The sequence below is a fragment of the Blautia segnis genome (assembly GCF_014287535.1).
In the GTDB taxonomy this organism is placed as follows: Bacteria; Bacillota; Clostridia; order Lachnospirales; family Lachnospiraceae; genus Blautia_A; species Blautia_A acetigignens.
The window spans coordinates 98,664-117,038 of the sequence record NZ_JACOOT010000009.1; the positions used below are offsets into that span (position 1 = coordinate 98,664).

The 18,375-nt window shown below is 42.8% G+C and carries 16 protein-coding genes; 6 read left to right on the forward strand and 10 right to left on the reverse strand.

Features of this window, described 5'->3' with window-relative positions; translation table 11 throughout:
* Window positions 1-2 precede the first annotated feature (2 nt).
* From H8S54_RS03890 to rpmH, 10 genes are all read right to left on the reverse strand, one after another.
* A complete protein-coding gene (locus tag H8S54_RS03890; RefSeq protein ID WP_021925132.1) occupies window positions 3-866 on the reverse strand; it encodes an ABC transporter permease in 864 nt (287 codons plus the stop codon).
* A gap of 3 nt (window positions 867-869) precedes the next feature.
* Window positions 870-1,958 (reverse strand): ABC transporter ATP-binding protein, encoded by a 1,089-nt coding sequence (locus H8S54_RS03895; protein ID WP_117849603.1) that lies wholly within the window; start codon window positions 1,956-1,958, stop codon window positions 870-872.
* Window positions 1,959-2,150: 192 nt separating this feature from the next.
* Window positions 2,151-2,885, reverse strand: a complete 735-nt coding sequence (rsmG, locus tag H8S54_RS03900; protein WP_186900959.1) for a 16S rRNA (guanine(527)-N(7))-methyltransferase RsmG — start codon at window positions 2,883-2,885, stop codon at window positions 2,151-2,153.
* Between the two features lie 55 nt (window positions 2,886-2,940).
* Entirely contained in the window at window positions 2,941-4,824 is a 1,884-nt protein-coding gene (gene mnmG / locus H8S54_RS03905; protein WP_186900960.1) for a tRNA uridine-5-carboxymethylaminomethyl(34) synthesis enzyme MnmG, read from the reverse strand.
* 31 nt (window positions 4,825-4,855) lie between these two features.
* Window positions 4,856-6,229: a tRNA uridine-5-carboxymethylaminomethyl(34) synthesis GTPase MnmE gene (mnmE, locus tag H8S54_RS03910; RefSeq protein WP_117849671.1), complete on the reverse strand. Its 1,374-nt coding sequence runs from the start codon at window positions 6,227-6,229 to the stop codon at window positions 4,856-4,858.
* Window positions 6,230-6,352: 123 nt separating this feature from the next.
* On the reverse strand, window positions 6,353-7,321 hold the full coding sequence (gene jag, locus H8S54_RS03915; RefSeq protein ID WP_117849610.1) for an RNA-binding cell elongation regulator Jag/EloR: 969 nt from the start codon (window positions 7,319-7,321) through the stop codon (window positions 6,353-6,355).
* Between the two features lie 25 nt (window positions 7,322-7,346).
* Window positions 7,347-8,630: a membrane protein insertase YidC gene (gene yidC / locus H8S54_RS03920; protein WP_186900971.1), complete on the reverse strand. Its 1,284-nt coding sequence runs from the start codon at window positions 8,628-8,630 to the stop codon at window positions 7,347-7,349.
* Between the two features lie 152 nt (window positions 8,631-8,782).
* Complete coding sequence (gene yidD, locus H8S54_RS03925; protein ID WP_021925157.1) at window positions 8,783-9,007, reverse strand: membrane protein insertion efficiency factor YidD; 225 nt, start codon at window positions 9,005-9,007, stop codon at window positions 8,783-8,785.
* Window positions 9,008-9,040: 33 nt separating this feature from the next.
* On the reverse strand, window positions 9,041-9,439 hold the full coding sequence (rnpA, locus tag H8S54_RS03930) for a ribonuclease P protein component (protein WP_186900961.1): 399 nt from the start codon (window positions 9,437-9,439) through the stop codon (window positions 9,041-9,043).
* A 122-nt stretch (window positions 9,440-9,561) separates the two neighbouring features.
* Window positions 9,562-9,696: a 50S ribosomal protein L34 gene (rpmH, locus tag H8S54_RS03935; protein ID WP_005423866.1), complete on the reverse strand. Its 135-nt coding sequence runs from the start codon at window positions 9,694-9,696 to the stop codon at window positions 9,562-9,564.
* Between the two features lie 818 nt (window positions 9,697-10,514).
* Here rpmH and dnaA point away from each other — a divergent pair.
* The 6 genes from dnaA to rsmA all read left to right on the forward strand — a co-directional run bounded on the left by dnaA (window position 10,515) and on the right by rsmA (window position 18,266).
* Window positions 10,515-11,879: a chromosomal replication initiator protein DnaA gene (gene dnaA, locus H8S54_RS03940; RefSeq protein ID WP_117849613.1), complete on the forward strand. Its 1,365-nt coding sequence runs from the start codon at window positions 10,515-10,517 to the stop codon at window positions 11,877-11,879.
* 278 nt (window positions 11,880-12,157) lie between these two features.
* Window positions 12,158-13,273 carry a DNA polymerase III subunit beta gene (dnaN, locus tag H8S54_RS03945; RefSeq protein WP_021924413.1) on the forward strand — a complete coding sequence of 372 codons (1,116 nt, stop codon included), beginning with the start codon at window positions 12,158-12,160 and terminating at the stop codon, window positions 13,271-13,273.
* Window positions 13,274-13,323: 50 nt separating this feature from the next.
* Window positions 13,324-13,545 carry an RNA-binding S4 domain-containing protein gene (locus H8S54_RS03950; RefSeq protein ID WP_408610255.1) on the forward strand — a complete coding sequence of 74 codons (222 nt, stop codon included), beginning with the start codon at window positions 13,324-13,326 and terminating at the stop codon, window positions 13,543-13,545.
* A gap of 1 nt (window position 13,546) precedes the next feature.
* On the forward strand, window positions 13,547-14,638 hold the full coding sequence (recF, locus tag H8S54_RS03955; protein WP_021924415.1) for a DNA replication/repair protein RecF: 1,092 nt from the start codon (window positions 13,547-13,549) through the stop codon (window positions 14,636-14,638).
* A 61-nt stretch (window positions 14,639-14,699) separates the two neighbouring features.
* Window positions 14,700-17,330: a P-loop NTPase family protein gene (locus H8S54_RS03960; RefSeq protein ID WP_243176625.1), complete on the forward strand. Its 2,631-nt coding sequence runs from the start codon at window positions 14,700-14,702 to the stop codon at window positions 17,328-17,330.
* 60 nt (window positions 17,331-17,390) lie between these two features.
* A complete protein-coding gene (rsmA, locus tag H8S54_RS03965; protein ID WP_186900962.1) occupies window positions 17,391-18,266 on the forward strand; it encodes a 16S rRNA (adenine(1518)-N(6)/adenine(1519)-N(6))-dimethyltransferase RsmA in 876 nt (291 codons plus the stop codon).
* Window positions 18,267-18,375 lie beyond the last annotated feature (109 nt).

The following is an 18,375-nucleotide window of genomic DNA, read 5'->3' on the forward strand; positions in this document are numbered from 1 at the left end:
CCTTAATTCCAGCGTCTCTTCAGTATTGTCTGCATGGTAAGGAATATGCAGATTGTAATTACAGATACAAAGTACAATACTCCAGTCACATCAAAAATACTGTTTGTGAAATTTTCAAAGTGAGAGCTTAAATTAAATACTTCAAGTACTTTCTGGATTCCACCTTCAAAAACGCTGGATTTTACTACATAAATAATCACCAGCACAGCCTCGCCAGCTACACAAATAATACCTGAGATCACTGCATTTTTGATCATGCTGTAAATCATAAGGCTCAATGCAATGATCAGAAGTCCAAATGTTACGCATGTGGACATTGCGGTCTGTGAAAAGAAGGATGAAATACCGTTCATCATATAAAATGCGAACAAAAATACAAAAGTCAGAACCGCAGCAATTACCTGGCTCTCAGTAATTGCTGAGAAAAATACGCCGATTGCAATGTTTGCGCAGCCCAGAAGGAAAAATCCAAGGAGCGCTGTGTATGCGGATCCAAAAGCTACTGTTCCGAACTTTGACATAAGCAGCGGATAAGTTGCCAGAACTGCAACAGGAATTGCATAAATGGTAACAAGTGCCAGATATTTTCCCATTACAATGCCGAACACAGATACCGGAGAGGTCAGCAGCAGCTGATCGGTTTTCTGTTTTCTTTCTTCAGCAAGTACACGCATGGTCAGGATCGGCACTGCGATCAGGAACACAAAGGTCATAGCATTTAATGTGTATTCAAATTTTGGATATGCTGCTGTAAGCTGATATGCGGAGAAATAAATTCCCGCAATAAGCAGTACAAAGAACATAAACAGATATCCAACCATAGAAGTCAGGTAGCTTTTCAGCTCCCTTTTATAAATAGCAAGCATGGTTTACTCTTCCTCCTTTTCCTCATCGGATCCGTTTTCTTCTGCTTCACTTTCCCCAGAATCTTTTTCATTCAGATAGTTTTCTGCATCTGCAGCGGTTTTAAAAAACGGCTTTCCTGAATTCTTTTTCTCCGGATTTTTATCTTTCTTCTCACTTTCCGTAAGTTCAAGGAAAATCTCCTCCAGAGATACTTTCTTAGACTGCATTTCAAGGATCGGACAGTCAGCATTTACCATGCTGTAGAATACTTTCTCACGTACATCCGTATTCTCCTCTGTGCCCACTGTGACGCTGTATACGCCTTCTTCTGTGCTCTTTGTATCTTTCTTAACCGTAACCTCTTTCACGCTTTCTACGCTCTCTAAAGCGGCTCTGATGGTGTCTTTCTGACCCTTGACAAGAAGATTCAGGTTGTTGGAGCCTGCTGCCAGTTTTCCAAGATTCTCAGGTGTATCGCTGGCTACCAGCTTTCCATGGGAAATAATCAGCACGTAATCACAAATTGCACTGACTTCGGAAAGAATATGGGAGCTTAAGATTACGGTGTGTTTCTTTTTCAGGCCTTTGATCAGCTCTCGGATTTCGTTGATCTGTTTCGGGTCAAGGCCTACCGTTGGCTCATCCAGAATAATGACTTCCGGGTATCCAAGCACAGCCTGTGCAATACCAACCCTCTGTCTGTAACCTTTGGAAAGGTTTTTGATCAGACGGTTTTTCATGTCTGTGATTTTTACCATATCCATAATTTCTTCGATCATGGATGCTTTTTTAGCTTTCGGAATTTTCTTCAGATCTGCAACGAATTTCAGATATTCCAGAACTGTCATATCAAAATAAAGGGGCGGCATTTCGGGTAAGTATCCGATGCATTTTTTTGCCTCCTCAGGTTCTTCCAGAATATCATGACCATCAATTACTACTGTTCCCTCGGTGGATGCAATATATCCGGTTATCATATTCATGGTTGTGGATTTTCCGGCGCCGTTAGGACCCAGAAATCCGTAAATCTTACCTTTCTCAATTTCAAAAGAAAGGTGGTCTACAGCGGTATGGTCGCCATAGCGTTTTACCAGATTTTTTACTTCAATCAAGTTTCTTTACCTCCTTCAAGTTGCAAGCATCAGGAGTATCCCTGACAACTTTCTATGATAATTCTATGTACAAACTGTGAGGAAATTTAGATGATTGTGTGAGAAAAGTGTGATTATTTTGTGTTGGAAATGTGTTTTGGAAAGTAAAAAATTCCAGGCAGCAAAATCTGCCCGGAATCTTCTTTTTAAGACTTACGCCAGCGGCTCTTTAGAGGGCAATCCAGCCTTCCTTGGATACCTCTTTGCAGTTGGTTTTACCTTCTTGATTACGACGAAAGAACGGTCCATATCAGTGTCCATAAGTGGGAATTTTACCACGTCCTGAACTTTGCCGCCGAGGATTTTTACGGCATTTTCGGCCTGGGTAAGTTCCTCGTCGATCTTACCGGATTTATAGGAAATAAAGCTTCCGCCTTCTTTTACAAAGGGGATGCAGTACTCGGAAAGAGTACTTAAATTGGCTACAGCGCGGGAGACGCAGAAGTCGTATTTCTCCCTGTGCTCTTTCTGTTTGGCGTAGTCTTCAGCTCTTCCGTGGACTGCGGTTACGTTCTTAAGCCCCAGCATTTCAATTACCTCATTCAAGAAATTTACCCTTTTGTTCAGGGAATCCAGAAGGGTAATCTTCAGCTCCGGAAAGGCAATTTTCAGTGGAATTCCAGGGAATCCGGCGCCGGTTCCAATGTCAATGACAGATTTTCCTGCAAGCTTATTCTGGTCAAAATTACTTACCTTTACAATCGAAAGGCTGTCCAGGAAATGCTTCAGAATTACTTCCTCATACTCGGTAATTGCAGTCAGATTCATCACCTTATTTTTCTCCACAAGGTACTCATAATAGGTGATAAACTGCTTTTTCTGGTCCTGGGAAAGGGTAATTCCAAGCTCTTCAAGGCCTTTCTCAAAGAGAGTTAAATCGTATTCCATATATGTCTCCTTACGTTAAACTGCTTTTTATTTTTATCCGTTAAAACGTACCAAATTAATGATTCTTCCCGTACTGCTCCATATACACTAACAGTACCGAAATATCAGCCGGGGAAACGCCGGAAATTCGGGATGCCTGTCCAATGGAAACCGGTCTGTAAAGTTCCAGTTTCTGGCGCGCCTCAATGCGCAGGCTCTTTACTTTCTCATAGTCCAGATTTTCAGGAATCTTCTTAGCTTCCAGCTTCTTAAACTGCTCTACCTGCTTCATCTGGCGGCGAATATAGCCGTCATATTTAATATTAATATTCACCTGTTCCTGCACATCCCAGGCAAGCTCCGGTCGATTCTTGTCAATAGGAACCACATCCTCATAAGAAAGCTCTGGTCTGCGGATCAGTTCAGCAAGGCTGATTCCGGACTTCAAAGGGGTGCTTCCCTTGCTTTCCAGAAGGCTCTGAACAGCCTCTGTCATACCTACATTTGTATTCTCAACACGCTGGATCTCTTCTTTGATCAGGCGCTCTTTTTCCACTACTTTTGCATAGGTTTCATCATCCACAAGACCTACTTCCCAGCCTTTTTTGCGAAGTCTCAGGTCCGCATTATCCTGACGGAGAAGCAGACGATACTCTGCACGGCTGGTCATCATACGGTACGGTTCATGGTTTTCTTTGGTAACCAGATCATCAATCAAAACGCCGATATAAGCCTCAGAACGATCCAGGATCAGCTGGTCTTTTCCCAGTACTTCCATGGCCGCATTGATGCCTGCGATCAGTCCCTGGGCTGCTGCCTCCTCGTATCCAGAGCTTCCGTTAAACTGCCCGCCGCTGAAAAGTCCTTTGATTTTCTTAAATTCCAGTGTTGGATAAAGCTGTCTTGGATTGATGCAGTCATACTCGATCGCATAAGCATTTTTCACGATTTTGGCATGCTCAAGGCCTGGTACGCTGTGGTACATTGCCTCCTGCACATCCTCCGGAAGGGAGCTTGACATACCGCCAATATACATTTCATTTGTGTACATGCCTTCTGGCTCGATAAACACCTGATGTCTCTTTTTATCTGCAAAACGAACTACTTTATCCTCAATAGACGGACAATAACGTGGACCAGTTCCCTCGATCATACCGGAATACAGCGGGGAACGATCCAGGTTCGCGCGAATAATATCATGGGTAGTCTCATTGGTGTAAGTCAGCCAGCAGGATTTCTGCTCAATCTGCACGTCCTCCGGGTCTGTAGAAAAGGAAAACGGCACCACTCTTTCGTCACCGAACTGTTCTTCCATTTTGCTGTAATCAATGGTATTTCCTGCAATTCTGGCAGGTGTTCCGGTCTTGAAACGGAACATTTCGATTCCAAGCTCCTTCAGGGAATCGGTCAGATAATTTGCCGCCTGAAGTCCATTGGGGCCTGTATAATTGCTTACATCACCGTAAATACATCTTGCCTTCAGGTAAGTTCCGGTACACAGAACAACTGCCTTACAGTGGTAAACTGCGCCAGAATAAGTCTTCACTCCGGTGATTTTCCCATCATCAACAAGAAGCTTGGTTACTTCTCCCTGGCGGATAGTCAGGTTCTCCTGATTCTCCAGAGTCTTTCTCATTTCGTTGCTGTATGCCTGCTTGTCGGCCTGGGCGCGAAGGGAGTGGACAGCCGGACCCTTGGAACAGTTCAGCATTTTGGACTGAATGAAGGTCTTGTCAATATTTTTTCCCATTTCGCCGCCCAGGGCATCCAGTTCACGTACCAGATGGCCCTTAGAGCTGCCCCCTACATTGGGATTGCAGGGCATCAGTGCAATACTCTCTGCACTGACTGTAAACATAATGGTATCGAGCCCCAGTCTTGCGCCTGCAAGTGCTGCCTCACAGCCTGCATGACCTGCACCAACCACTACAATGTCATAATTTTCTTCCAGTGTTTTCATGATCAATCTCCTCGTATAATCTACACATCCATTATTTTCCCATACAGAATTTACTGAAGATCTCGTTCACCAGATCCTCGCCAACTTCCTCTCCTGTAATCTTTCCAAGGCTTGCGTAGGCAGCCATCAGATCAATGGAAAAGAAGTCCTCCGGCATGCCGTCCTCGATGCTTCTTCGCACCATGGAAAGGCTTTGGGCTGCCTCCTCCAGTGCCTCCTTGTGGCGGGCATTGGTAATATAAACCTCATCATTAAAAGAAATCTTTCCGCTGAAAAACATGGACTTAATCGTCTCAGCAAGCTGGGTGATTCCAGTCTCTTCTTTGGCAGAAATGGGAATCACTGGATGAGAAGTTCTCTCTTCCAGCGCCTCCATGCTTACTGCAGACGCAAGGTCTGTTTTGTTATAAAGCACAATGGCTTTTCTGCCTTTCAGCATCTCTATGATCTCTTCATCATTTTCGTCAAGAAGTGTGGAACTGTCAACCACGTACAAGATCAGGTCCGCATCTTTTGCCGCCTCACGGGCACGGGATACGCCGATTTTCTCCACTACATCCTGGGTTTCACGGATTCCCGCAGTATCCACAATTTTCAGCGTGATTCCATGAAGAGTGATGTACTCTTCCAGAATGTCTCTTGTGGTTCCCTCAATATCCGTTACAATGGCCTTATTTTCCCCAACCAGAAGGTTCAGAAGGGAAGACTTGCCGGCATTTGGCTTTCCTACGATAACAGTCTCAATTCCCTCTCGGATGATCTTTCCGTCTGAGGAAGTTTTCAACAGGCCGTCGATGGATCTCTGTTCTTTTTCCACAATTCCGAGAAGCTTCTGTGGATATCCATCAAGGCTGATGTGCTCCGGGTCATCAAGTGCTGACTCAATAAAAGCAATTTCATAAATCAGATCATTCCGGATCTCCTTGATTGTCTTCTGGACAGAGCCTTTCAGCTGGCTCATGGAACTTCTCAGGGCATATTCATTCTTCGCCTGGATCACATCCATAACAGCCTCTGCCTGGGAAAGGTCCAGTCTGCCGTTGAGGAATGCCCTCTTGGTAAACTCTCCCGGGCCGGCTATTTTAGCACCGTTTTTCAGGACGGTCTCCAGCACACGGTTCATGGCATAGACACCGCCATGACAGTCAATTTCTACGGTATCTTCTCCTGTGAATGTTTTGGGCGCGCGCATAACCATAACCAGAACTTCATCTACCGCTTCTTCCCCATCATAAATATAGCCATAGTGAATGGTATGGGTGGGTACTTCTTTGATCTTCTTTTTCCCGCCCTTGGAACGGTAAATGCGGGATATAACGTCCATGGCTTCCGGGCCGCTGATTCGGATGATTCCGATTCCCGAAGCACTCACAGCAGTAGATATCGCTGCAATTGTTGTATTCATGTGATTTCCTCCATGTTTGATTGCTTCTCTTATTATACAAAAAAAATTATCCCAGGGAAAGACATGAAAACAAAAGCCTAATGCTTCCGTTCTTCCATCTTTCACCTGGAATAACTTAATCATTTACCATCTTTTTAATTTTACTACAACGTGGCGGTATGGCTCTTCGCCCTCGCTGACAGTCTCCACATACTTGTTGCCCTGAAGTGCTGAGTGAATGATTCTTCTCTCATATGGGTTCATTGGCTCAAGTACAACTGGCTTTCTTGTCTTCTTAACCTTGTAGGCAATTCCTCTTGCAAGATTCTCCAGAGTCTCCTTGCGGCGTCTGCGGTAATCTTCTGTATCAAGCTTCACCCTGATATAATTGGTCTTGCCCTTGTTTACAACAAGGCTTGTAAGGTACTGCAGGGAGTCAAGGGTCTGTCCTCTCTTACCGATCAGGATTCCCATATCCTCTCCTTCAAATGCAACCTCAAGGCATCCGTCATTTGTGTTGTATTTGGAAGTGATCTCCACTTCGCCAAGATTCATGGATGCAAATACATCGCGAAGGAATGCAATTGCTCTGTCCTCAATGTCTTTAATCTCAGCCGGATCGGTGATGATCTCAACAGGCTTGGACTGCTTTGGCTTCTCTTCTCTTGGCATTTTTTCTTTTACAGGTTTTTCTTTTGCCGGACGTTCTTTAAAATTTTTCTCTTTTGCAGGGCGCGGCTGTTTTTCCTTTGTATCTTTAAAAGGTTTTGGCTCTTTCGGCTCTTTTACAGGAGCTTTTTCTTTCACCATCTCACTCTTTTGAGCCGGCTTCTCAGCTTTTGCAAAAGCCTTAGGTGGCTTTTTATTGTGCTCTTCTTTAATCGCATCAACCTTAACAGTATCTACGATTTCCTGTATTTCATCCTCTTCAGAAACAGTATTGATCTTGCGTGCTTTGATAATTGCCGGTTTGCTTCCGATACCAAAAAATCCGGAACTACCTTCAGAAACCACTTCAATATCCAGCTGATCACTGGACACACCTAATTCGATACACGCCTTGGTGATTGCTTCATTCTTCGTTTTTGCTGAAAACTGGATAAACTCCTCCATCTATGAAACCCTCCGTTCCCGACCGTTACTTCTTCTTGTTTCTTTCGTCAAAATCCCTGACCATATTTGCTTTTGCTGTAATACTTCCAGCCTTCGCATTTCTTGCTTTCTGGTAGGATTCCTCAACTTTTCTGGCTCTTTCTTCTGCATTTGCATTGCTGGAGCCTTTGTCAATCTTGGTATTAATATTTTTTGTAGACTGATTTGCCTGATTGGTAATCTTCTGCGGTGGAAGTCCTTCTTTGGTACGCTTCTTTTCAAGCTTCTTCATGTTTTCATTAATCAAATCATTAATGTCCATCTTATCCAACAGGCGGTTGATCACCAGCTGCTGTATGCTTCTTACAACTGCACTGGCAATCCAGTAAATACCAAGACCTACCGGGAAAGTAAAACAGAATACAGCTGACATAAGCGGCATAACTGTATTCATAGTCTTCATGGAAGCCTGCATAGTATCATTACTGTCACCAGAAGCTGCTGCCTGCGGCATAAGCTTATAGCTTATCACCTGAGTAGCCCATGAAAGAACAGGAATCATAATTGCAGCAATTGCCAGAGCTATGGAAGCTCCTTCAAAAGCAGCCTTAATGTAATTCAATGGCTGGTCTGCAATGTTAAGTCCGAAAAAGTTCTGCATCTTTGAAATCTCAGCAGCTGTAGTATTAATAGTGTCTGAAAATCCGCTGAATTGATTCATAGATGCAAGATCCTTCCACTGAGAAGGAGACAATGCATAAAGGAAGTCAATCACAGAATCACTGGTAGCCTTACCATTATCCAATGCAAGCTGTACACGGGTCATTTTATTGTCTGTAATAAAATTCTGAATCAGATCTGTATATCCGCCTACGCCAATAATCTGATCGACAAGACCTGTAAATACAGTCTTTACGCTTCCAACATAACCCGGAATTTTGTAAATTACCTGCCATAATGCCATCAGGACAGGAAACTGAATTAACAGCTGAACACAGCTTCCGGTAGGTGAAACACCGTATTTCTGATATACAAGCTGAGTTTCTTCCTGCATTTTCTGCATGGATGCCTGGTCTTTTTTATCTTTGTATTTCTTCTGAATCTTCTGAAGCTCTGGCTGCATAACACTGCTTAACTTAGAGAACTTTTGCTGCTTAACCTGCAACGGTGTCATAAGCAAATAGATAATAATACTAAAGATAATAATACAAAGACCCAGGTTCTGAATACCCACCAGATCCAGGACTCTGTAAATTCCATCCATGATCCAGCCCATAATTGAAGCCAGCTGACCAATAATAGGAATACTGCTCTTCGTTAATAAAATCATATCCAAGTTTGTTTCCTCCTAGGCTTTAACTATTCAATTGTCAATGTTTTGCTGTATATAATTCCGGCTTACAATGTCATTTATTGTACTTTTATTGTAAAAATATTGTCTTATAAATCTATCATTGTAAAAAGAACACTTTACAGCACCTTTTATGGTACAGGGTCGTATCCACCATGTGAAAAAGGATTACAGCGCAGAATTCTCCACGCTGCAAGAAGCCCGCCCTTAAGCGCACCATATTTCTCGATTGCTTCTAAACCATATTGAGAACATGTGGGAATATAAGGACATTTTGTTCTCTTCATCGGCGATATATATTTCTGATAGAGACGAATCAATCTGATCATAATATTTTTAGGTTTCCATCTGTTCATAATATGACCCTCCCACGGAACGATCTGCAAGTACTACTGCTCTCCTGCCTGACCTGATCCGTTCTCTGATTCTTCTGAATGAACCTCAGCCTCACGGCGGATCTTCATTCTTCCTGCAAGGTGCATAAGTGCACTCTCGATCTCCTGGTAGGTCCTGTCCTTGGCATTTGGCCTTGCGACCACTACAATGTCCAGACCCTGACGAAATGATCTCTCATTCAGGCGATAGCTCTCTCTGATCAGTCTGGTGACTCTGTGGCGTACCACACTATTCCCTACTTTTTTGCTTACTGATATTCCCAGACGATTCTCCATGTGCCTGTCATGGTTCTCAAGCACATACATCACCAGATACCGATTTGCCTGTGATGTTCCCTTTCGGTATACTCTTTGGAAGTCGTTATTTTTCTTTAAGGAGTCTGAGTATTCCATCTGATTCTCCTTTTGCTTATTTTCATAATGCCGCACTCGCTTTATCTTAGCTGTATAAGGCGACATATTCTGATTATTTCTTTATAGAAGAAAAGACCACAGAAACTGCGGTCTTAACGGTCTTAAGCAGATAACTGCTTTCTTCCTTTTAATCTTCTGGCAGCTAATACTTTACGTCCGCCTTTTGTGCTCATACGAGCTCTGAAGCCATGGACTTTCGCTCTTGATCTTTTTTTCGGCTGAAATGTCATTTTCATAGGTAAAGCACCTCCTTTATCTATATGGAATTTAAAATTATTAACCTAATCAGAACATCATTTCAATTATATTCATAAATGCGTCCCTCGTCAAGCAAAAATTCTTGCAAAATTAAAATTTTTATATATTTTTAGTTATCCACTTATTTATCCACACTGTGCATAACTTGTCCTAATTTTGAGGTTTACGTAACATTATCCACATTTTGTGGATAACTTGTGGATAACCCGTGGATTTTCTGCAAAACTATCCACTTTTTAATGTTGATTTTTACGCATTTATTACAAAAAACAGCATCTTTCGAGGGGTTTCGACAGTGGATAGAGTTATGCACATAAATTTCAATTATTGAAACCTGTAAAACCATGTTATGGTAACCAGTTTAGTTATCAACCTTGTTATCCACATTTATCCACACACAAAATGTTGATAACTTTGCAGGTTATTCACAAGATATCCTCCTGGTTTTCCATGGGAATTTTTCATTATCCACTGTATTTTTCTTTAATTGTGGATGTATTGTGGACAATTCTACACGATTCTTCCTTTATTTTTTCTTTTTTTCCGCGTTCTGCTACATTTTTACCCTATCTCCTCAGGTCTTCCACCTTTATGTGGATTACTCTTCCATTTTTTCGTAAAAAATCCGGAAAATGTGCATAATTTTCTTATTTATATAAGAATTTCTCATTGCTAAAAAACGTGATTTATTATAATATATATAAGGATATTTATGTCCTTTAATGGCTTCTGTATCGGGGAAACCGATTATTTCCCTCGATATGTTTATAAATCAGATGTGTTACGGGAGGAAAACATGAGCACAGTAATAGAAAAATGGGATGAAATCCTGGAAATTGTGAAAAAGGAGCACGATCTTTCCGATGTTCGCTTCGATACCTGGCTGAAACCCCTGAAGGTTTTCGATGTAAGTGGAAACGTGGTTACCATTATCGCATCTGATCAGGTACGTTTAAGCTATATTAATAAGAATTATAAGCTGCCTCTGCAGGTTACAATAAGCGAAGTTACCGGAATGACGGATTGTGAAGTTAAATTTATCCTTCCAGAAGATGTTCCCACCAAGAAATCCACTTCCGAATCCACACCTGATCAGAATAACCGTTTTAAGGACAGATGCGAAGAAGCAAATCTGAACCCGAAATATACATTCAATACCTTTATTGTGGGCAGTAACAACAAGCTGGCACAGGCAGCAGCCCTGGCCGTAGCGGAATCTCCGGGAAATACCTACAATCCGCTGTTTATCTACGGTGGAGCAGGACTGGGCAAGACCCACCTTATGCATTCCATCGCCCACTTTATTATTGAAAATGATGATGACAGCAAGGTTCTCTATGTTACCAGCGAGGAATTTACCAATGAGCTAATCGAGACGATCCGTAACGGAAACAATACCGCTATGAGCAAATTCCGTGAGAAATACCGTAACATCGACGTCCTTCTTATTGATGATATTCAGTTTATTATAGGAAAAGAATCCACTCAGGAGGAATTTTTCCATACATTTAACAGTCTCTACAGTGCTAACAAGCAGATTATCATATCTTCCGATAAACCGCCGAAGGATATGGAGATTTTAGACGAGCGCTTCCGTTCGAGATTCGAATGGGGCCTGATCGTAGACATTACTTTACCGGATTACGAAACCCGAATGGCTATTCTTCATAAGAAGGAAGACATGGACGGCTACAACGTAAGCGAAGATGTTATCAAATATATTGCCAATAACATCAAATCCAACATTCGTGAGCTGGAAGGTGCCTTTAATAAAGTAGTTGCATATGCAAAGCTTGAGAAAAAAGAGGTAACTCTTGAGCTGGCCGAGCAGGCACTGAAGGATATCATCGCCCCCAATGAAACCAAACAGATTACCGCAGACTACATTATATCTATGGTAGCAGAGCATTATAATGTAAGCACTGCAGACCTTTGCGGAAATAAGAGAAGTTCCAAGATTGTTATGCCAAGGCAGGTTGCCATGTACCTTTGCCGCGAAATTCTGGCGATCCCGCTGAAAAATGTAGGACAGTATCTTGGAAATCGTGACCATACAACCGTTATGCACGGTGTTGAGAAGATTGAAAAGGAGCTCCAGACCAACGAACAGCTGCAGAGCACAATCGATACTTTAAAGAAAAAAATTAATCCACAAACTTAACACATTTTTTCCACATTTCATGTGTATAAGATGTTGATACTATGTGTATTAATGTGAATAACTTTTGCCTTAAAAATCGCGAATGTGGTTTTACACAGGTTATTCACACCCTAATCCAATAGTTTTACACGAAGTTATCCATATCCGAAACCCTTTTAATCACTGGGCGGAAGGGAGTTTTTCACATATTCACACCCCCTACGGCGGATACTGCGGATATCTTCTTAAATATATTTAATGAAAAACCCATTTTCTCCAGAAAGGAAGTTATACACATTATGAAAATCATTTGCTCCAAAACAAACCTGTTGAAGAGCGTCAGCATTTCATTAAAAGCTGTACCCTCCAAAACAACAATGCCAATTCTGGAATGTATTCTGATTGATGCAACTGCTAACCAGATCAAGTTTACAACCAATGACATGGAACTTGGAATCGAAACAATTGTTGAAGGTTCTATAGAAGAAAAAGGTATGGTTGCTCTGAATGCAAAGATCTTTTATGAGATTATCCGCAGACTTCCAGACAACGATGTTACCATCAAAACAGATGATAAATACACTGCAACCATCACTTGTGAGAAAGCAAAATTCAATATTCCAGGAAAATCTGGTGAAGATTTCGCATATTTACCGATGATTGAGCGAGATGACCCATTAACTATCTCTCAATATACATTAAAGAATATGATTTATCAGACAATATTCTCAATTGCAGTCAACGATAACAACAAATTAATGACTGGTGAGCTGTTTGAAATTAAGAACAATTGTCTGAAAATTGTTTCCCTGGATGGACACCGTATTGCGATCCGCAAAATGCCTCTCAAGAAAGACTATTCTGACCGCAAAGTTGTGGTTCCTGGCAAGACTCTGAACGAGATCAGCAAGATTTTATCCGGAGAAATGGATGATGTGGTAAGTATTTACTTTACAAATAACCATATTTTATTCGAATTTGACCAGACAATGGTAGTTTCCCGTCTGATCGAGGGCGAATATTTCCGTATTGACCAGATGCTTTCCAGTGATTATGAGACCAAGCTTTCCATAAACAAAAAGGAATTTCTGGATTGTATCGATCGTGCCACACTTCTTGTAAGAGAGGGAGACAAGAAACCAATCATTATTCATATCACAGATAACAATATGGAGCTGAAGATTGATTCCGCTATGGGTTCCATGAATGAGGACATTGATATTGAGAAAGAGGGAAAAGATATCCTGATTGGATTTAATCCCAAGTTCCTGATCGATGCCCTTAAGGTTATTGATGATGAAATGATCGACATTTATCTGGTAAACCCGAAGGCACCGTGCTTTATCAGAGATGAAGAGGAAACTTACACATATCTAATCTTACCAGTTAATATAAATCAGAACCAGGCAAGATAAAGCTGGCTTTTGGTAAGACAGGAAAGGCTGCCGAAAGGGCAGCAGGAGGTATATTTTTGGAAATCAGAATCAGAGATGAATTTATCAAGCTGGGCCAGGCACTGAAACTGGCTGACCTTGTTTCCGATGGTGTTGAAGCCAAATATGTGATTAACGACGGGCTTGTGAAAGTAAACGGAGAAGTGGACACCAGAAGAGGCCGCAAGGTTTATGGCGGTGACGTTATTTCCTATAACGGCCAGGATGTGAAGGTTCTGTCAGGAAACGAGTAATATGGCTTATATTGAATCCATAAAATTAAGCAATTTTCGAAACTATGAGTCATTGGAGCTTTCTTTTGACAAAGGAACGAATATTTTCTACGGGGACAATGCCCAGGGAAAAACAAACATTCTGGAATCTGTCTATCTTTGCGGGACGAGCAAATCCCACAAAGGAAGCAAGGATAAAGAAATTATTCGGTTTGACCAGGAGGAATCCCATATCCGGATGATGGTAGGAAAGGATTCCATGACCTACAAGATCGACATGCACCTTCGGAAAAATAAAGCCAAAGGTGTGGCAATCAACGGACTTCCCATCAAGAAGGCCAGGGAACTGCTGGGAGTGGTGAACCTGGTTTTCTTTTCCCCGGAGGATCTGAACATTATCAAAAACGGACCGGGAGAGCGAAGAAGGTTTATGGATGCAGAGCTTTGCCAGCTGGATAAGCTGTATCTCACGGATCTTGCAGACTACAACCACGTTCTGAATCAGAGAAATAAGCTTCTGAAGGACATGTACAGGCAGCCAGAACTTGGTTCCACTTTGGATGTATGGGACATGCAGCTGGTTACCTATGGACGGAAAATTATTGAAAAAAGAAGAGAATTCGTGGAAGCGCTGAATGAGATCATCAGGGAAATTCACCGGAATCTTACTGGCGGCATTGAGAATATAGAAGTGATCTATGAGCCAAGTGTGGAGAGTGAAGAGCTGGAGCAGAGTCTCTGGCGGAACCGTGACCGGGATCTTCGGATGAAAATGACATCTTCGGGACCGCACAGGGATGACCTGATGGTTTCGGTAAATGGAATTGATATCCGCAAGTATGGCTCACAGGGGCAGCAGAGGACGGCTGCGCTTTCCCTGAAGCTTTCGGAGATTTATCTGGTGGAGAAGATCGTTCACGACAAACCGGTACTGCTTCTGGATGATGTGCTTTCCGAGCTGGACAGCAGCAGGCAGAATTATCTTCTTGAAAGCATACACGATATCCAGACCATGATCACATGCACTGGCCTGGATGATTTTATCAGTCATCAGTTTCAGATCAATAAAGTTTTTCATGTTGTGGCGGGACAGGTTTATTTGCCGCATAAATAAGCTTGCGAAGTAGAATAGGTTATGCTAAACTTGCAGTAACTATGGAAAGTTGGTGAAAATTTTGGATAAAGAAGAATTTCGGGTTAAACTTGAAGAGATTAACCATTTAGTAGAACAGAAAGATTATAAAGGCGCTATGAATGTAGTCGACAGCATTGACTGGCGCCGGGTAAAAAATGTTCGGACACTTTGTGTGGTTGGTGAGATTTACGCAGCCAATAAGCGCTATGAGGACAGTAAGGAAATTTTCCTCCTTGCTTATCACAGAGCTTCTATTGGCAAGAATATTCTTTATCGCCTGGTAGAGGTTTCACTGAAAATGGGAGATGTTTCCGATGCGGTGGAATACTATGAGGAGTATAGAGAGGTTGCGCCGAATGACAATACCCAGTACATTCTGAAGTACAAAATTTTGAGAGAGAAGAAAGCACCTCTCGCAGAGCAGATCAAGGTTCTGGAGGACTATAAGGAGAAGGAATTTACCGAGAAATGGTCCTATGAGCTTGCCAAACTGTATTATCAGGACGGAGACAAAGAGAAATGTCTTGAGCTTTGCAATGAGATCATCCTCTGGTTTAATGAAGGCAGCTATGTTATGAAAGCCATGGACCTGAAGCAGCGTATGGGTGCCCTTAAGGGTGAAGAGAAAGAGCGCTATGAGCAGCAGTTTGTGCCCAAGCTTCTGAAGCCTGAGGATGTGGACAGCATCAAGGTAGAGGCAGAAGAAAAGTCTGCTGAGCCTCAGACTAAATCAGGTGAGCAGGAAATCGAGAGCATTCAGATCAAGTCTGAAGAGCTGGATGAGGTGGAGAGTCTCCAGGATAAGATTTCCAAAGGTCTTCGCGATATTTTCGGAAGCCGCAAGATGGAAGAGACAGAAGACAGCATGGCTTCTTCTGTGACAAGCGAAGAAGTTCAGGAAGAAATGCTCCGTGATCCAGCAACTGAGAAAGAGTACGCAAGCGTACCGGAGCTTGAGCCGGAGACCGGAAAGGTGAAAGAAGAGAAAAAGGTTGAAGTTGAGGAGAATCCAGCAGAGCAGGATTCTGAGGCTGATGCCGACAGCAGTGCAGATGAGGCTGCGGAAGGTGAAAGTGTTGAAGAGCCTGAGACTACTGAGGATACAGAAGAAGCTGTAGAGGAAGTTGCTGAAGCAGAAACAGATGCTGAAGAAACTGCAGAAGAATCGGTTGAAGCAGAGCAGGACACCACAGAAACAGAAGAGGAGTCCCAGGAGGCAGCACCTCTGAAAATGCCGACCCTGAATATTCCGGAATCCATGAAGAATATGAATCCGGATGAAGTGGAAATTCCAAAGGCACCTGCACAGAATAATCTTTTTGGCGATGACTCTGAAGAAAAAGAGGAAGCAGCGGAAGAAGAGAAGCCGGAAGCTGATCTGAAGGATTTCAATCTTGAGGATACCATCCTTGCTGCTGCATCCGCACAGGGAATTGAGATTCCGGACGAGCATCCGGATGAAGCAAAAATAGAGGAAGAGAACGAGGAAATTGCAGAGGCTGCAAAAGAAGTTCCGAAGAAATCCCATAAGAAGAAAAAACCTGTTGTACAGCTTGAAGAAGAGGAATTTTTAAGTGAGGAAGATCTTCAGGCAGCAGAGGATGAATTCATGAACGGACCAGCTGGACGCAGAAATGCAGATGAAGCTATGTCTGAGGACGAGTTCATTGCCAATATGCTTAAGGAAAGCATGGGACAGGATGAAGACGAAGTTCCCAATATTGCAGCCGTAGAGGATGCGAAAGAAGTGGATGATGATTCTGAAGACGATGAGTATGACGAGGATTCCGAATACGAGTCTGAAGATGAGGAAGAAGAAGCTGAGAAGGCACCTCTTAGTGAGGAAGAGGAACTGGAGCAGTTCATCGATTCCATCCAGCCGAAGAAGAAAAATAATCCGTCAGATATTATTCCGAGGGAGAAAACTCTTACAGATGATGAGAAGAAGCTGTTTACATACTTTGTAAAGGTTCCGGGAATGAAGGAACAGCTGATCAGTGCACTTTGCGATGTGCAGATGGCAGCAGCTGACAAGACCTCCAAGACTGGAAACGTCATTGTTATGGGCGGCAAGGAGACAGGTAAGACCAGACTGATCGCAAGCCTGATTCCGGCAATCTGTAAAGAACTGAATCTGCCGGCATCCAAGGTGGCATATGTATTTGCAGACCAGCTGAACGATATGGAGATTGCGAAAGTAGTGAATAAGCTTCGCGGCGGTTTCCTGGTTATTGAGAATGCCAACCAGCTTACTGCAGAGACAGTGGAGGTTCTGGATAAAGCTATGGAGTTCCGTACAGACGGACTTACTGTGATCATTGAGGATGAGAAGATCGGAATGCGCAAGCTGATTGCCAGATTCCCGAAATTTGCGAAGAAATTCACGTCCATGATCAACATTCCGGTATTTACCAATGACGAGCTTGTAAACTTCGCAAGAGTTTATACGAAAGAAAATGGATTTAAGATCGATCAGATGGGAATGCTTGCATTGTATAATCTGATTGGTGTGAACCAGAAGGAAGACCAGCCAATGAACATCGGTGCAGTGAAGGAAATGCTTGACACTGCAATGGCGAAATCTCAGGGCGGACTTCTGAAGTTCAACAAGAAAAAGAGAGTGGACCGTGATGGATTTACGGTTCTCTATGAGAAAGATTTTGCGAAATAAATAATGACAGAGCAGTGGTGCTTAACCGCTGACAATATTTTAAAGAAAGAGGAAATGAACATGACCAGACCTTATTTAGGAAACCCGAAGTATACCATTGAAGTCCTTCAAAAGTATAATTTTGCTTTCCAGAAAAGGTTTGGTCAGAATTTTCTTATTGATACTCACGTTCTGGAAAAAATTATCAATGCTTCCCAGATTACCAAGGATGATTTCGTTCTGGAAATTGGACCTGGTATTGGAACTATGACCCAGTATCTGGCGGAGGCCGCCAGGGAAGTTGTGGCTGTGGAGATTGATAAAACATTGATTCCTATTCTGGAGAATGACACGCTTAAGGACTGGGATAATGTGACTGTGATCAATGAGGATATCCTGAAAGTGGATATTGCGGCGCTGGCGCAGGAGAAAAACGGCGGAAAGCCCATCAAGGTTGTTGCGAATCTTCCGTACTACATTACCACACCGATCATCATGGGACTTTTTGAGAATCATGTCCCCATTTCTTCTATCACCATTATGGTGCAGAAGGAAGTTGCGGACAGAATGCAGGTTGGACCAGGAACGAAGGATTATGGCGCATTGTCGCTGGCTGTACAGTATTATGCGAAGCCCCAGATTATTGCCAATGTTCCGCCGAACTGTTTTATGCCAAGACCAAAGGTGGGAAGCGCTGTGATCCAGCTGGTGCGCTATGAGGAGCCGCCGGTACAGGTGGAGAATGAGAAGCTGATGTTCAGGCTGATTCGTGCATCCTTTAACCAGCGACGCAAGACACTGATAAATGGGCTGAAGAATTCACAGGAGCTGGATTTTTCCAAAGAAGAGATTGAGAAAGCTATGGCTGAGACCGGAATTCCGGCAAACGTAAGGGGCGAGGCTCTTACATTGAAGGAGTTTGCGGATCTGGCGAATGCGTTTCATAAATTAAGATAAGAAGGAAGGTAAGAACGGGGCTTTGGCCCCGTTCTTAATATCTGCGGATTGCTACGCAGTTTAGCTGCTCCCGCAATCCTACAAACATTCAGAATCCGCTGATTTACTG

What these genes read in the sequence shown, in the direction of transcription:
- mnmE (WP_117849671.1), bottom strand. Translation starts at nt 6,229, where the DNA reads ATGAATACAACAATTGCAGCGATATCTACTGCTGTGAGTGCTTCGGGA.
- rpmH (WP_005423866.1), bottom strand. Translation starts at nt 9,696, where the DNA reads ATGAAAATGACATTTCAGCCGAAAAAAAGATCAAGAGCGAAAGTCCAT.
- jag (WP_117849610.1), bottom strand. Translation starts at nt 7,321, where the DNA reads ATGGAGGAGTTTATCCAGTTTTCAGCAAAAACGAAGAATGAAGCAATC.
- H8S54_RS03890 (WP_021925132.1), bottom strand. Translation starts at nt 866, where the DNA reads ATGCTTGCTATTTATAAAAGGGAGCTGAAAAGCTACCTGACTTCTATG.
- yidD (WP_021925157.1), bottom strand. Translation starts at nt 9,007, where the DNA reads ATGAACAGATGGAAACCTAAAAATATTATGATCAGATTGATTCGTCTC.
- yidC (WP_186900971.1), bottom strand. Translation starts at nt 8,630, where the DNA reads ATGATTTTATTAACGAAGAGCAGTATTCCTATTATTGGTCAGCTGGCT.
- dnaA (WP_117849613.1), top strand. Translation starts at nt 10,515, where the DNA reads ATGAGCACAGTAATAGAAAAATGGGATGAAATCCTGGAAATTGTGAAA.
- mnmG (WP_186900960.1), bottom strand. Translation starts at nt 4,824, where the DNA reads ATGAAAACACTGGAAGAAAATTATGACATTGTAGTGGTTGGTGCAGGT.
- recF (WP_021924415.1), top strand. Translation starts at nt 13,547, where the DNA reads ATGGCTTATATTGAATCCATAAAATTAAGCAATTTTCGAAACTATGAG.
- rsmA (WP_186900962.1), top strand. Translation starts at nt 17,391, where the DNA reads ATGACCAGACCTTATTTAGGAAACCCGAAGTATACCATTGAAGTCCTT.
- dnaN (WP_021924413.1), top strand. Translation starts at nt 12,158, where the DNA reads ATGAAAATCATTTGCTCCAAAACAAACCTGTTGAAGAGCGTCAGCATT.
- rsmG (WP_186900959.1), bottom strand. Translation starts at nt 2,885, where the DNA reads ATGGAATACGATTTAACTCTCTTTGAGAAAGGCCTTGAAGAGCTTGGA.
- rnpA (WP_186900961.1), bottom strand. Translation starts at nt 9,439, where the DNA reads ATGGAATACTCAGACTCCTTAAAGAAAAATAACGACTTCCAAAGAGTA.